The following is a 13,713-nucleotide window of genomic DNA, read 5'->3' as shown; positions in this document are numbered from 1 at the left end:
TCAAGATCGTGAAAACTAGGAATTTCGTCGGGCACGTGATGCTCATCGATACGCAGTGCGTGCAGTAGAGAAACAACAGCGCCGCCAAACGCCTGATTCTGTGTGCCCGCAGTCACCTCGCATCGGTCGCCAAGCGGGTGAGGAACGCCTCGACCTCCGCCTGGCCCATCTGCGCCGGATGGCGCTTGCCGCTGGTCAGGATGAAGCGCGGTATCCGGCTCGGATAAGCCTGCTCGCTGCGCAGGCTGTAGTGCCGAATCCGCAGGCGGTCGCCCAGCCGATTGAGTAGCCAGAGCGGTGGAAGTGCTGTTACGCGAATGTTTTTGGGGTGTATCTCATACGCCTGCCTCCTTGCTGGATAACACCGCAAGCATCCGCATGGTCGCGGCCGCTTGCCATCGTGTAATCCCGTGACCCGGCTAGGATTTCCCCGATTCACAAAGCGCCAGCGATCGAAGATACTCAGCGCAACACCGCATTTCGGCGGTCCAATAGTAGTTAGGCGGCAGGGGAAGACTATAACGGCGGGACGATTGCTGGTGAAAATTGCGCTTCCGAATAGACATCACGAGATTGATGCCGAAGAACTAGAAACGCTTGTTTTGGAGCATCAGTCGGAATTTCATCCGCTATTTGAGCGAGCGATAGATGTTGATGACGCTAGAGTCCAGCTGGTAGATGACAGCGTCGAGATTGAGCAGGTCGAGGTGGATGAAGACGGGAGATCTGGGTGCGTGAGTGTGGAGTTCATGTCCTCGTTTTATGCAGGATGCAAAGACATGGACTCGACAAACTGGCACCAGGAAGACCTGCCTTTTTCCATTGAGAATGGCGTTCTGATCTTTGACATACCCATCCCTGTTCACTGGCGAGTTGATAACTAGGCGCATGCCGCCTAACAATTCATTCAAGCCGAATCCGCTTCTCGGGTCGGCTTAATCATGCATTAGCCCTACAAGGAGCAAGCGTGCACAAGATTGCATTCATCCAAATAAACAAAAATCCAAGCTCAGCGGAACTAAAAGAGCTTCATCGCTTGTTAGATGCAGGGACAGCGACAGTAGGCGATCTGCCTCAAGTTGGGGATTATTTCTCTATTGTCGAAAATCCATTGATAGTTTACGAATGTTTACGCCTAGACAAGAGCGAAACAACCAAGCTAACACCGCATCCATTTGAAGGGCATGAAGCAACCATTTATGCATCTATGCATGCACGCAAAGGGCAGGCCTAACAGTTCGTTCAAGCCGACGCCGCATCGTGGCGTCGACCACGTGCCTGCGCTACGCTAGCACGTGTCCGCTGCCCCGCTGCGGGGCGGCTTAACTCCGGCGTTAGGCCTCAAGGGTAGCAACATGAGTGACGAAGAAGAGCTAATCATCACACCAGTCCCGGCACTAGTAGCTGTTCTCTTTCGCCTGGAACAGGGAAAAGGCTCCGCACTCACAAAAGCTGAGGTGATTGAGGCACGTGATAACTCGACCTGCATCGCTCTTCCTAAATCAGCTTATGAGGCAATGGTCAAAGCACGCGGCTACGACGACATAGACGCGGATCTAGCGTGGGAAGAATGGCTTGGTATCAGGGGCTCACTTCACTCGTCGGATGAAGCCTAACAGTTCATTCAAGCCGACCGCTGCTTCGCAGCGTCGGCTTAACTCTGGCGTTAGGGTTCAGGAGGAAAGTGCTGTGAACTGGAAGCGCATCATTGGATGGTCCGCTCTTCTCATGATCCTAGCCAATGGTATTGGTGTTCTTAGCGGAGTCTGGATGGCTCATTCGGAGATTGATCCGGCGACCATCGATCAACTAGTGGAGAAAGCCCGTCTTTTTCGGCGCGTTGCAATTGGTCTTATTGCAGTCGTCTGCTACTGGCGCCTTGCCGCTGATGCTCCGACTCGTAGAGCCTGGCATGTCATTGCTGCATTCTTGCTAGTACAGCTCATCGACATGGCTCTATCTTTGGCATTCGGTGCACAAGTCAGTGAGTTGATCGAGCCGTGGGGTATGTTGTGCTCTATGTTGTACGCCTTAGCAGGCTACGTTCTAGCAAGACTGAGCCCTAACAATTCATTCAAGCCGAACCCGCTTCGCGGCTCGGCTTAATTCAAACGTTAGCCTTCACTTTGGAGTTCTTCATGCTCTCTGACATTGGATCATGGGCATCGATAGTCTCACTGCCCATAACCATTTGGGTGCTAATCGAGACTCATCGGATCAAAGCGCACTTTGCTGCACGCGCACGCATCCCCGAGATACGAGCGGCCCTTGCCACAGCTTCTCTATCCTATCTAAGCAATATCAAGCCAAATGGCGACATCAATGCCGCATACGAAGACTTGGCAAAGATAATCGCACTTTTGAAGAGCCTTCAAGACAAACCTGCCAAAAAGAGCCTGAGCACACTCAGCGGCACGATTAGCAAAATTAGTCACGTTTGCAACGCTCGACTTGCCAGCCAAAGCGACCTATGGGGCGCTTACACATCGACCATTGAAATCACCACTTCGCTCGAGCAGATCGAGCGTGACATGACTTGGAAGTAGACCATGCCTACAGATTCTGAAATTAATCGGCTACTCAATGCCATGACAAAGGCGACTGTTTCAAACGAATTGTCATGGGACATGGTTCCTGCGCCTGGCGCGCTCGAATCCGGCACAAACGATATTTTTCCGGTCTACCTCCAGACCAAATACAAGTCCCAGGTAGTTGGGCTGTACGAGCGACGATACAAAGATTACTTTTCCGATTTCGATAGCTTTCTTTGGACTTCGCGCATCGGAATTGCCTTCTTCGACCAATTCAGGCGCGTTGCGTGGGAGCACGAAGAGCCAAGCGTTGCGCTCAATAACCTGTTTCAGGTTGCCCGAGATTCCGCCTCTGGAATAGATGACATATTCTCAAATCTGCTCAATTAACAGTGAGGGCTAACAATTAATCCAAGCCTACGCCGTTTCGCGGCACGGCTTAATTCCAGCGTTAGCTTTCACTAAATAAACGGAGATAACTTGAAACTTTTAATACCTTCGTCCAAACAGTTCAAAAGTTGGACTATGCTAAATAGAATTGGCTATGTTGGAGCTGCAATTGGAATATTTGTGGGTTCAGTCCAGCTGATTATCTGGACTATTGGTATTTGCCAATGGCTGGAACCCGCTCCATCGAAGCTGAGTGCTCAAGACCTCCTCACCATTGATCAGAATCCGACTAAATTAGAAATAACGAGGGTAGAAAAAGAAAAAAACAGTTCCAGCGATGAATTAGTAACTTTTACTATAAAAAACACATCTAATGTGACCGCAAAAAATGTCAGAGTAGAATTTTATAATTATGAATCTAATAAATCCCCATATGGTGATGAATTTGCTAACGGCTATAATGGTAATGGAGTAGATATTCGCGCTGGAGAAACTCGCAAGTACAAAGTAGCGTTACTAAGCGACTACGAAAACTTCTTTAATCCTGATGACTCAGGTGCGCTCCTTCTGAGGGTTTCAACAGAAATTCAATCTGAACGACCGTTTGAGTTGGAAGCACTTGCCTGTGGAGTAATCAATGGTGATATACCTCCTTGTACTTTCAGTACCTCGGGCAGGTCTACGGTTGTAGATATTAGATATGGCTCTATCTTTGGGCAAAAGTACCACGTACTAACTCAGTTCTATAATACTTTTCTCAAGGGTGAAGTTAAGTTTCTACCAAAGCTAACAATGCGCTCAAGCAAGGACGCGCCTAGCTGCGCCGCTTAGCTTGTCGTTAGGCCGCGTATGAAGATCACGGATGACCAAACAGATTCTCAATCGCTGGCAGACTTCGGGTCGCTGGCGGCTCAGCTGCTTTGCTCCGGCGAATTCCATGCTCTAGCACAGCAGTTTGGCTACGCGTTGGCTTACGACCGCGACCCAGCTTCTGCGATCCGAGAGGAGCTCAGCTTTAGCCTTGCTGAGATCGGGGCTTCTTCGCTTGGCCAGCCGCCAACCTCGCTGCCTTCCGTAAGCTACTTCAAGCCTAACGACACGGGTCTTTTCGCGCTCATTGAGCAGCTCATTCCCACCGACAGCAGCGGACATGTTCTACTTGAGCTCATTGTCAGTGGGCGGGGCCTGATAAACATGTCGCGCTTGAGCAGGTCAGTGCCGCGGCCTAACAATTCATTCAAGCCGACGCCGCTTCGCGGCGCGGCTTAATTCGGGCGTTAGGCCGTATGAGCGAGATTTCTAGCCGTCCAATGTTGCTGTTCTCACTTCAGCGCGCCCTGCTCGGCGGGGTGCATCCGGAGTTGCGTCAGGCTTCCATCGAGGCTGATCCAATCTCAAAAGTCATTCGGCTCCGCTTTGAGTGCGACGGCGCTCCGTCCGAGGCTGGTCGAGAGAGCTGCTCCTCTGCCGCGACGGAGGTCATCGCTGATTTTCCCGCTCCATGGCGGCTCGATGAGCATCATCTCGTAAGGCCGTCGCCGGGCTCTTTGTCTTCATTAGCTCATGTTGCATATCGGCGTGCAGAACCCCAGCATGCGTTCTAACAATTCATTCAAGCCGACGCCGCTTCGCAGTGCGGCTCAATTCAGGCGTTAGCTGACAGGGGAAACAATGTCGTTTTCACAGCGCATGGGCCTCAAGCCTATCGGGGAGCTAATTCAGACCGACGGAATTGACACCCCGTTGCGAAATGCCTTGTGGGATGCCTTGCACTTGTGCATATGGTCAGAGGCAAAGAATCCTGTGCGGTATGGCCAAGTGACCGGATCAAATGTTGAAACGCTGATCCTTCAACTCTGGCATCGATTCTTCCATCTTCCTCTCGACAGGGTGCCTGACTATATCGGCGATGCCGTTGAACACGTACGTAAATTTCACTTTGGCTGCGACTGGAATGAATGCTACGACCTGCTTGAATTCTGCGTTACGCATGCACCTGACGGCCTCTCTGCGTCGCTGACGAGATTTGCTAATCGCGTCCTCCAGGAACATCTTTCTGGCTACCGAATTGTGGATGGACTGGTAACGCCAATCACAAGCTCTGAAGAGATAGAAAGCATCCAGCAAGCTCTTAGCAACCCCGCCATAAACGCTGGCGCGGCCGCGCACTTCAAGCTCGCTCTCCAAATGCTATCTGATCGCAAGGCCCCGGATCATAGAAATTCGATCAAGGAGTCCATCAGCGCTGTCGAGGCGATCTGCAAAGAGCTAACTAATTACCCTTCTGCGACGCTTGGCCAGGCGCTCAAGCCATTGGAGGACAAGGGCCTAATTCATCCCGCTTTGAAATCTGCCCTATCCAAAATCTATGGATATACCTCGGATTCTGGCGGCATACGTCATGCAATGCTCGATGAGTCGTCGCTGTCGTTTGCTGACTCCAAGTTCATGCTTGTGGCATGCACGGCTTTTGCAAACTATTTGATCGACAAGTCACGCTCCACGGCTGTCAGCTAACAATTCATTCAAGCCGAAGCCGCTTCGCGGCTCGGCTTAATTCAGGCGTTGGGCAGTGGTGGGTCATTACAGCTTCGGCATCCGTCGTCGCGTGATGTTGCGTGTCCAGCGACTGGCTTGCGCGCGACCAGGTGGGCCAATAACGCCTCATTACCTGCGATTGCGTACCGACGCGGCTCATCAAACTCGTCGGCCAGATCCGGCAAATGCGCAAGCCAACCGAGTCGACGCAATGCGTTGCACTGCAGTCAGATGCAACGCACCCGCCACTCACTTCAGGCAGTGGTGCCCCCAAGCATGCGCGCAATAAGCGCAGCTTCTCGACGGGTCACAGATTCCAGTCGATCCGCATGCCTGCGATCAGTGCGTTCTTCAGATCGTTGCTGCGGGTGGGTTCGTTGAACTGGTCGGGGTTGATCACGTAGTGCAGGTTGGGGGCGATGCGCAGGCGCTTGGTGACCTGGATGCCGTAGCTGAGCTCCATCATGATCTGGTTGTCGGCCGGGGTGCCGGTGCCGCCGGCCGAAGCGCGGGCCAGGCGCAGGTTTTCGATCGCTTCGTCGCTGTACTTCTGCTGGGTGATCACAAAGGCGATGTTGTCCTGCGGGCGGCTGGCGAAGGTGCCTTTCTGCACCAGGCCCAGTTGCACGAAGTGGTCCTCGATCGCCTGGCCGCCGGTGCTCTTGAGGATGGCGCCGAACACGGTCAGGCCACGGGCGCCGGACGGATCCGGGTTGGTGACCTGTTGTTCGAAGCGGCCGAACATGCCCGAGCGGCCCTGCTTGTTCTCGTAGCCCAGGCCGCTGAGCACGGCCGGGTTGCCGTTGCGGTCGCGCAGCGGGTCGGTGTAGTCGGAGTTGTCCTGCCAGCCGCCCAGTTCGTACATCGCGGCCATGCTGCCGTCGCCGCCCTTGTTCTTGTAGCCGACCGCGTAAGGCACCACCACACCGGTGGTGTCGTCGGTGCTCCACTTCAGGCCATGCTGGCCGTCCTGGGCCTGCACCGGGTTCACCTCGTAGGCGCCCACATGCACGTAGACCTTGGGCGTGACCCAGGCGGTGGCATGCGCGGCCCAGCTGGACACCGGCCAGTAGGTGAAGTTGCTGGTGCGGAACACGAAGGTAGGATTGCCGCAGGCCGAGTTGCCCTGGAAGTACTGGCACAGGTCCGAGCCGAGGAAATGGATGTTGGCCACGCTGCGGCCGGCCTCCAGTTCCAGGCGGTCGTCGAACAGTTTCTGCAGCAGGGTGAAGTTGGCCAGCCGCGTGCCCTGGCCGCCGTAGATCTCCTGCACCGAGGTGCTGTTGCCGATGCTGCTGTTGGCCAGGTTGGTGCCGTGGCGGTTGGTGACGTACAGCTTGACCGTGGCGCCGCCCCAGCCGAACAGGCGGTCCATGTCGACGTCGGTACCGACCATCAGCTGGCCGGCATAGGCGTCGCCGTTCTTGCGGCCGCCATCGATCATCGATGCGGCTTCGCCGGTGTAACCCAGCTTGAGCTTGAAGGCATCGGCGGCATCCTGCGCGTGGGCGAGCGGGGTCAGCGCCAGTGCCAGCGACAGGCACAGCAGGCGGGGACGGGCATGGCGGGGGGCGAGGACGGTCATGGCAGGACTCCGAACGAAGGAAGGCGTGGCCGGGTGGCGAACGCGACAGCTAGGGGATGGGCAAGCCGCCGGCCGCGCACGAAGGTGCGCAGCGCAGCGGTGAAACCGGTCAGGGGTGGAGCGGGGCGGCGATCAGGCGTGGCGCATGCGCGGGCGGCAAGCGGCAATGGCGAGGTGGCCGAAGGTCAGGCGACCACGTCGGCCACCGGCTTCTTGAGCAGGCGCAGTGCCACCGCGGTGACCAGCACGCCGACCACCAGGGCCAGCACGTAATTGAGCAGGTGGGTCACCGCGTTGGGGATCAGCAGCACGAAGATGCCGCCATGCGGTGCCTTCAACTCGGCACCGGCGGTCATCGAGATCGCGCCGGCCACGGCCGAGCCGATCACCAGCGCCGGGATGGTGCGCAGCGGGTCGCGCGCGGCATACGGGATGGCGCCTTCGGTGACGAAGGCCAGCCCGAGCACGCCGGCGGCCGTGGCCGAGCCGCGCTCTTCCACGGTGAAGCGGTTGCGGAACACCCAGGTGGCCAGCGCGATGCCCAGCGGCGGGGTCATGCCGGCGACCATGGCGGCCGCCATCGGGGTGTAGACCTGGCTGGCGATCAGGCCGGTGGAGAACGCATAGGCGGCCTTGTTGACCGGCCCGCCCATGTCGAAGGCCATCATGCCGCCGAGCAACAGGCCCAGCAGCAACGCGCTGCTGCCCTGCATGCCGCGCAGCCAGGCGGTGAGCCAGGCCAGCAGGTCGGCCACCGGCTGACCGAACACGTACATCATCGCCAGGCCGACCAGCAGGGTGCCCAGCACCGGCAGGATCAGCACCGGCTTGAGTCCTTCCAGGTTGCGCGGCAGGCGGATGTAGCGGTTGAGCGCGGCCACGCCGTAGCCGGCGATGAAGCCGGCGATGATCCCGCCGAGGAAGCCGGCATTGAGGTTGGCCGCGACCAGCCCGCCGATCATGCCGGGCGCGATGCCGGGGCGGTCGGCGATGGAGTAGGCGATATAGCCGGCCAGCGCGGGCACCATCAGGGTGAAGCCGGCCTTGGCGCCGATCTGGAACAGCGACCAGGCCAGCGTGCCCTGGTGGGCATCGTCGCCGGCATAGATGCCACCGAGCGCGAATGCCAGCGCGATCAACAAGCCGCCGGCGGTGACAAAGGGCAGCATGAACGACACGCCGGTCATCAGGTGCTTGTAGGCGCCGGTGCGGCCATTGCCGGTGTTTTCGGCCTTGGCGGCGCCTGCGACCGGCGCCGCGCCGCCGTGCACGCCGGCTTCGGCCAGCGCTTTCTGGATCAAGGCCGGGCCATCGTTGATGGCCGGCTTGGTGCCGCTCTTGAACAGGCGCTTGCCGCCGAAACGGGCCAGGTCGACCTCGCGATCGGCAGCGATCAGCACCAGGTCGGCATCGCGGATTTCCGCGTCGGTCAGGGCGTCCTGCGCCCCGACCGACCCCTGGGTTTCCACGCGGATCTGGTAGCCGAGTTTCTTGGCGGCCTGCTGCAGGCCTTCGGCGGCCATGAAGGTGTGCGCGATGCCGGTGGGGCAGGAGGTGATCGCAACGATGCGCTTGCTGCCGGTGCCCGCGCTTGCTGCGGCAGCCGATGCATTGGCGGCAGCCGGTGCGGCGAGCTGGTTCACCGCGGCGGCCGGGTCGTCCAGCACCGCGCCCAGGCTCAGGCGCAGCAGCTGCGCGTCGCCGAAGCGGGCGGTGTCGGCATCGGCGTCGCCGATCACCAGCACCTGGCTGGCGGCGCTGGCCAGTTCGCCTGGCAATGCGCCGAGCACGCCCTGGTCGCTGCGGATTTCGATCGTCACGCTGCGCCCGGCGGCGGTGGCCGCGCGGCGCAGCGCTTCGGCCGCCAGGACGGCTTCGGTGCTGCGGTCGCCAGCGGCGATGACCACGATGGAAGAGGACATGCAAATCTCCTGCGTTGTTCGGTCGCCGGCAAACGCCGGCGGGATACGTGGTGTCTTGCGCAAAACACCGGCGCGTTGCGCTGGCACTGCCAGCGTTCGCGCCGGCGGTGGCGCTACGAGAGCGGGTCGATGACGATCTCGCCGGCGAGCTTGCGCACCTGCTGCGGGTTCAGCCGGCGCGCATCGCCGCTTTCCAGCCGGCTGACCGAGAACGCGGTCGCCAGCCGTGCGCAACTTTCCAGATCGGTGGACTCGCCAAGCAGCGCCGCGGCCAGGCCGGCCACCATCGCGTCACCGGCGCCCACGCTGCTGCCCTGCGCCAGGCGCGGCGGGCGCGCGATCAGACGCTGGTCGCGCTGCACGAACAGGGCGCCTTCGGTACCCATCGAAATGACCACCAGTTGGATGCCGCGCGCGATCAGTTCGTGCGCGGCGGCGCTGAGGGCGGCACGGTCGCTCAGCGGGCGACCGGTCCAGGCTTCCAGCTCGTGGCGGTTCGGCTTGACCGCGTACGGCAGCGCCTGGCGTTCGGCACCGAGTGCGGCCACCAGCGGCGCGCCACTGGTGTCCAGCAGCACGCGCGCACCGGCGGCGCTGGCCTGGGCCTGCAGCTGCGCCCAGCTGTCGTCCGGCAGGCCGGCCGGCAGGCTGCCCGACAGCACCACCGGCAGGCCGGGGCGCAGCAGCGGGGCGAGGTGATCGGCCACGCCCTGCAGGTGCGGCTGGCCCAGGCGCAGGCCGGGCAGGTTGATGTCGGTGGTGTCGTTGCTGCGCGCTTCGACCAGCTTGAGGTTGGTGCGGGTCTCGCCGGCCACGCGCTGGCAGTGATCGGCAATGCCGCGCTCGCGGAACAGCGCCTCGAACACGCCGGCATTGCCGACCCCGAGCACGCCGAGCGCGGCGACCTGGCTGCCCCAGTCGGCCAGACAGGCGGCCACGTTGATGCCCTTGCCGCCGGCATCGTTGCGCACGCTGCTGGCGCGATGCACCACGCCCGGCTGCAGGCTGTCGAGCTGGATGGTCTGGTCGATCGCCGGGTTCAGCGTCACCGTGATGGCGTGCAGGTTCATGCCTGGCCCTCGCGCTGCGCTTCCAGTGCGCGCACCTGCTCTGCGGTTTCGCAGTTCAGCGCCTGCTCGGCCAACTGCTGCAGCGTGCTCAACGCGGTGCCGCGCAGGCGTGCCTTGACCGCCGGGATGTCGTTGGGCGTCATCGACAGTTCCTGCACGCCCAGTCCGGCCAGCAGGCTGGCGCCGAACGGATCGCCGGCCAGACCGCCGCACACGCCGACCCAGCGGTCGTGTTTGCGCGCACCTTCAATCGTGCTGCGGATCATGCGCAGCACCGCCGGATGCAGGCTGTCGGCTTCGGCGGCCAGCTCCGGGTTCTGGCGGTCGATCGCCAGCACGTACTGGGTCAGGTCGTTGGTGCCGATCGAGAAGAAGTCCGCGTGGAGCGCCAGCACGTCGGCCTGCGCGGCGGCGGCGGGCACCTCGATCATGATGCCGATCGGCACCTCGGGCGCGTCGAGTTCGGCGCGGATGCGCGCGCAGATGGCGCGCAGGGTGATCAGCTCCGGCACCGAGGTGATCATCGGGAACATGATCGACAGCCGCGCCCCGTCCTTGGCGGCGCGGTACAGCGCGCGCAGCTGCGGCTCCAGCAGGTCTGGGCGACGCAGCAGCAGGCGCGCGCCGCGGACGCCCAGGAACGGGTTTTCCTCGTGTGGCAGCTCCAGATGCGCCACCTGCTTGTCGCCGCCGATGTCCAGTGCGCGCACGATCAGCGGGCGGCCGTCCAGCGCCTGCGCCATCGCCAGGTAGGTTGCGTGCTGCTCGTCCTCGCTGGGCGTGCTGCCGCTTTCCAGGAACAGGAATTCGGTCCGCATCAGGCCGACGCCTTCGGCGCCCTGGGTCAGCGCCATTGCGACCTGGTCGGGCAGGTTGACGTTGGCGCCGATGTCGATGTGGTGCCCGTCGCTGGTTTCGGCTGGCAATGCGCGCTGCGCGGCCTCGCGCTCGCGGATCGCCTGCTGCTCGGCGATATGCGTGCGCGCCGCATCCAGATCCAGCTCGAACGGGTTGATGTACAGCCGCCCGCTGCTGCCGTCGATGATGGCGGTGACGCCGTCTTCGATATCCATGAGTTGGCCGCCGGCCGCGACCAGCGCCGGCAGGCCGAGCGTGCGTGACAGGATCGCGGTATGCGAGGTCGGCCCGCCTTGGGCGGTGGCCAGGCCGAGCACGCGTGCGGTGTCCAGGTTGGCGGTGTCCGACGGCGACAGATCGCCGGCCAGCAGGATGCAGGGCTGCTCCGGCAGGTCGGTCAGGCCGGCGCCGGCGGCGGCCGGGTCGAGCTGGGCCAGCACGCGGCGGCCGACATCGCGCAGGTCGGCGGCGCGGCCGGCCAGCACCGGGTTGCCCAGTGCGGCCAGGCCCGAGGCGATCTGTTCCACCGCCTGGTGCCACGACCACGCCACGCCGTGGCCTTCGACCATCAGCTGGCAGGTGCGGGTGATCAGGTCGGTGTCGTTGAGCAGCTCGGCCTGGGCCTTGAAGATCGCCGCGTCCGAGGCGCCGAGCCGGCGCTGGGTGTCGTCCTGGATCGCCGCCAGCTGCTGGCGGGTGCGGGTCAGCGCGTCGTGCAGCAGCGCGCCGCCATCGCCCAGGCCTACCGGTTGATCGGCCACCTCGGTCTGCGCCGCGCGCAGCCGGTGCACGATGCCGATCGCCACGCCCGGGCTGGCGCCGATGCCGACGATGGCCGGTTGCGCCTGCGGCGGCGTCCAGCCGGCCACCGGGGCGGCGCGGCGTTGCGCGGCACGCTCGGCGTCGGCCTTTTCCTGAGCGGTCAGGCTGTCCATCACTGCGCGCAGGCGCTTGAGCAGCGCACCCGCATCAGTGCCTTCGGCCGAGACGGTGATGCTGTCGCCGGCACGCAGGCCCAACTGCAGCAGGCCGACCAGGCTCTTGGCATCGGCGGCCTGGTCGCCGGCGCGCACCTGGGCGCGTGCCGAGAAACCGCGCGCCGTCTCGGCCCAACGGGTGGCCGGGCGGGCGTGCAGGCCGCTGGGGTAGGCGATGGTCCACTCGAATGTTTCGGCCAGATCGGTGGCCGGCGCGGCGCTGGTGTCGGGTGCGCGGTCGCCGGTCAAGGCCGCCACGATCACGCCGGGGTCGTCGGTGGTGAACAGCGCTTCCAGCTGGGCCGGGTCCTGGATCAGGCGGGTCAGCCGGCGCAGCAGGGTGATGTGGGTGTCGGACTGGGCGGCGATGCCGACCACCAGCCGGGTGGTCTGGCCCGGGTTCCATTCCACGCCCTCGGGCAACTGCAGCACCGCGATGCCGTCGCGGCGCACCAGATGGCGGTCTTCGCCGACGCCGTGCGGGATCGCCAGGCCGTGGCCGAGGAAGGTGTTCGCCAGGCCTTCGCGGCGCCGCATGCTGGCGTCGTAGCCCGGCGCCACGCAGCCGGCGGCGACCAGCAACTGGGCGGCCTGCGCGATGGCGTCATCCTTGTCGCGGGCATGCGCACGCAGGCGCACGAGTTCGGGGGTGACGGGGGCGGCTGGCGACGGAGAGGACAAGACGGACTCCGGGGTAGGAACGGGCTGGGCAGTATAGTGGGAACGTTCCCACGTTCCAGGTCAATGTGCGCTGCACAAAAACGTTGTAGTGCTTTCGGGTTAGCATCGAATCAGACACGGCGCCTGGCCCCAGGTGCGCAAATGGAGCGGGAACGGTCCCAGTGAGTATCAGCATCAATGACGTGGCCCGGGTGGCCGGGGTTTCCAAATCGACGGTCTCGCGCGCGCTGGGCACCGGCCCGGTCAGCGAGGAAGTACGGGCCAAGGTCGAGGCGGCGGTGCGCCAGACCGGCTACCGGCCCAACCTGATGGCGCGGCGCCTGCGATCCCAGCAGTCCGGCATCCTGGGGGTGATCGTCGCCGACATCCGCAACCCGTACTTCACCGCGCTGATCCGCGCGGTGGAGGAGGTGGCCTACCGCGCCGGCATGCGCGTGACCCTGTGCAATACCGACGAAGACCCCGAGCGCGAGGCGCTGTACCTGCAATTGATGCAGGAAGAACGCATCACCGGGCTGATCTTCGCGCCGACCCGCAGCACGGTCGGGCGCATGCACGAGCTGGTGCTGGACTACCCGACCGTGCTGGTAGACCGCGCCGGCCCCGGAAGCCGCTACGACAGCGTGGTGCTGGATAACGCCGCGGCCATGGGCGAGCTGGTTGCGCATCTGCAGGTGCAGGGCTATCGGCGCATCGGCGGGCTGTTCGGTACCAGTACCACCGCCACCGAGCGCCGCAACGGCTATCTGGCCGCAATGGCGGTGCCGGGGCTGACGCCGGCCTACCGCGAAGTGGCGCCCACCGCCGAAGCGGCGATCGCCGAAGTCGGCCAATGGTTGGCCGGCGCTGACCGCCCCGACGCCATCGTGACCAGTAACAGCCTGCTGTTGATGGGCGCGCTCAAGGCCGCCCGCACCGCCGGGCTGCGCATTCCCGAGGATCTGGCCCTGGCCGGCTTCGACAACGAGCGCTGGACCGACCTGGTCGAGCCGGGGATCACCGTGGTTGAGCAACCGGTCGAAGACATGGGCCGCGCGGCGATGTCGCTGCTGCTGGAACGCCTGAGCAATCCGCAGCTGCCGATCCGCCGCATGGTGATGACCGGCCGTTGCGTGGTCCGCGGCTCTACCGGCGCGCGCCCGCGCACCTAGCCGCCCTCGT

At 62.6% G+C, this 13,713-nt stretch carries 15 protein-coding genes and 1 pseudogene; 11 read left to right on the top strand and 5 right to left on the bottom strand.

Annotated elements, in window-relative coordinates:
• Nucleotides 1-64: 64 nt before the first annotated feature.
• Nucleotides 65-319 (bottom strand): annotated as a pseudogene (locus AC1PLA_RS12770) (phage integrase N-terminal SAM-like domain-containing protein); the annotation flags it as partial.
• A gap of 220 nt (nucleotides 320-539) precedes the next feature.
• Here AC1PLA_RS12770 and AC1PLA_RS12765 point away from each other — a divergent pair.
• From AC1PLA_RS12765 to AC1PLA_RS12720, 10 genes are all read left to right on the top strand, one after another.
• Nucleotides 540-884, top strand: coding sequence for a hypothetical protein (locus AC1PLA_RS12765; protein ID WP_481104668.1), 345 nt, complete (start codon nucleotides 540-542; stop codon nucleotides 882-884).
• 83 nt (nucleotides 885-967) lie between these two features.
• A complete protein-coding gene (locus AC1PLA_RS12760) occupies nucleotides 968-1,234 on the top strand; it encodes a hypothetical protein (protein ID WP_426787914.1) in 267 nt (88 codons plus the stop codon).
• Between the two features lie 121 nt (nucleotides 1,235-1,355).
• Complete coding sequence (locus AC1PLA_RS12755) at nucleotides 1,356-1,616, top strand: hypothetical protein (protein ID WP_481104667.1); 261 nt, start codon at nucleotides 1,356-1,358, stop codon at nucleotides 1,614-1,616.
• Nucleotides 1,617-1,689: 73 nt separating this feature from the next.
• Nucleotides 1,690-2,106, top strand: a complete 417-nt coding sequence (locus AC1PLA_RS12750) for a hypothetical protein (protein ID WP_426787916.1) — start codon at nucleotides 1,690-1,692, stop codon at nucleotides 2,104-2,106.
• 32 nt (nucleotides 2,107-2,138) lie between these two features.
• On the top strand, nucleotides 2,139-2,546 hold the full coding sequence (locus AC1PLA_RS12745) for a hypothetical protein (RefSeq protein WP_481104666.1): 408 nt from the start codon (nucleotides 2,139-2,141) through the stop codon (nucleotides 2,544-2,546).
• A gap of 3 nt (nucleotides 2,547-2,549) precedes the next feature.
• A complete protein-coding gene (locus AC1PLA_RS12740; RefSeq protein ID WP_426787918.1) occupies nucleotides 2,550-2,921 on the top strand; it encodes a hypothetical protein in 372 nt (123 codons plus the stop codon).
• Between the two features lie 90 nt (nucleotides 2,922-3,011).
• Complete coding sequence (locus AC1PLA_RS12735) at nucleotides 3,012-3,752, top strand: hypothetical protein (RefSeq protein ID WP_481104665.1); 741 nt, start codon at nucleotides 3,012-3,014, stop codon at nucleotides 3,750-3,752.
• Nucleotides 3,753-3,770: 18 nt separating this feature from the next.
• Complete coding sequence (locus AC1PLA_RS12730) at nucleotides 3,771-4,190, top strand: hypothetical protein (RefSeq protein WP_426787920.1); 420 nt, start codon at nucleotides 3,771-3,773, stop codon at nucleotides 4,188-4,190.
• A gap of 17 nt (nucleotides 4,191-4,207) precedes the next feature.
• A complete protein-coding gene (locus AC1PLA_RS12725) occupies nucleotides 4,208-4,525 on the top strand; it encodes a MafI2 family immunity protein (protein ID WP_481104664.1) in 318 nt (105 codons plus the stop codon).
• Nucleotides 4,526-4,592: 67 nt separating this feature from the next.
• Complete coding sequence (locus AC1PLA_RS12720) at nucleotides 4,593-5,438, top strand: AbiJ-NTD4 domain-containing protein (RefSeq protein WP_426787922.1); 846 nt, start codon at nucleotides 4,593-4,595, stop codon at nucleotides 5,436-5,438.
• Nucleotides 5,439-5,766: 328 nt separating this feature from the next.
• Here AC1PLA_RS12720 and AC1PLA_RS12715 read toward each other — a convergent pair whose 3' ends face one another.
• The 4 genes from AC1PLA_RS12715 to ptsP form a co-directional block, all read right to left on the bottom strand.
• Nucleotides 5,767-7,044: a carbohydrate porin gene (locus AC1PLA_RS12715; RefSeq protein WP_481104663.1), complete on the bottom strand. Its 1,278-nt coding sequence runs from the start codon at nucleotides 7,042-7,044 to the stop codon at nucleotides 5,767-5,769.
• A gap of 185 nt (nucleotides 7,045-7,229) precedes the next feature.
• The gene (locus tag AC1PLA_RS12710; RefSeq protein ID WP_115042307.1) at nucleotides 7,230-8,966 is read right to left on the bottom strand and encodes a PTS fructose transporter subunit IIC; all 1,737 of its coding nucleotides are present in this window, start codon (nucleotides 8,964-8,966) and stop codon (nucleotides 7,230-7,232) included.
• A 113-nt stretch (nucleotides 8,967-9,079) separates the two neighbouring features.
• Nucleotides 9,080-10,036: a 1-phosphofructokinase gene (gene pfkB, locus AC1PLA_RS12705; protein ID WP_481104662.1), complete on the bottom strand. Its 957-nt coding sequence runs from the start codon at nucleotides 10,034-10,036 to the stop codon at nucleotides 9,080-9,082.
• The gene (gene ptsP, locus AC1PLA_RS12700) at nucleotides 10,033-12,552 is read right to left on the bottom strand and encodes a phosphoenolpyruvate--protein phosphotransferase (RefSeq protein ID WP_481104661.1); all 2,520 of its coding nucleotides are present in this window, start codon (nucleotides 12,550-12,552) and stop codon (nucleotides 10,033-10,035) included. The genes pfkB and ptsP overlap by 4 nt, the downstream gene beginning before the upstream one ends.
• Before the next feature lie 161 nt (nucleotides 12,553-12,713).
• Here ptsP and AC1PLA_RS12695 point away from each other — a divergent pair, with 161 nt between their 5' ends.
• Nucleotides 12,714-13,703 carry a LacI family DNA-binding transcriptional regulator gene (locus AC1PLA_RS12695; protein ID WP_104554161.1) on the top strand — a complete coding sequence of 330 codons (990 nt, stop codon included), beginning with the start codon at nucleotides 12,714-12,716 and terminating at the stop codon, nucleotides 13,701-13,703.
• Nucleotides 13,704-13,713 lie beyond the last annotated feature (10 nt).

The sequence above is a fragment of the Xanthomonas sp. NCPPB 1826 genome, assembly GCF_056725285.1.
The sequence above is the reverse complement of the archived record's forward strand: the minus strand, read 5'-3'. Positions and strand labels throughout refer to the sequence as shown.

Excerpts from the sequence above, each read along its gene's own strand:
- AC1PLA_RS12710 (WP_115042307.1), bottom strand. The coding sequence starts at position 8,966 with ATGTCCTCTTCCATCGTGGTCATCGCCGCTGGCGACCGCAGCACCGAA.
- AC1PLA_RS12740 (WP_426787918.1), top strand. The coding sequence starts at position 2,550 with ATGCCTACAGATTCTGAAATTAATCGGCTACTCAATGCCATGACAAAG.
- AC1PLA_RS12755 (WP_481104667.1), top strand. The coding sequence starts at position 1,356 with ATGAGTGACGAAGAAGAGCTAATCATCACACCAGTCCCGGCACTAGTA.
- AC1PLA_RS12730 (WP_426787920.1), top strand. The coding sequence starts at position 3,771 with ATGAAGATCACGGATGACCAAACAGATTCTCAATCGCTGGCAGACTTC.
- AC1PLA_RS12720 (WP_426787922.1), top strand. The coding sequence starts at position 4,593 with ATGTCGTTTTCACAGCGCATGGGCCTCAAGCCTATCGGGGAGCTAATT.
- AC1PLA_RS12745 (WP_481104666.1), top strand. The coding sequence starts at position 2,139 with ATGCTCTCTGACATTGGATCATGGGCATCGATAGTCTCACTGCCCATA.
- pfkB (WP_481104662.1), bottom strand. The coding sequence starts at position 10,036 with ATGAACCTGCACGCCATCACGGTGACGCTGAACCCGGCGATCGACCAG.
- AC1PLA_RS12725 (WP_481104664.1), top strand. The coding sequence starts at position 4,208 with ATGAGCGAGATTTCTAGCCGTCCAATGTTGCTGTTCTCACTTCAGCGC.
- AC1PLA_RS12715 (WP_481104663.1), bottom strand. The coding sequence starts at position 7,044 with ATGACCGTCCTCGCCCCCCGCCATGCCCGTCCCCGCCTGCTGTGCCTG.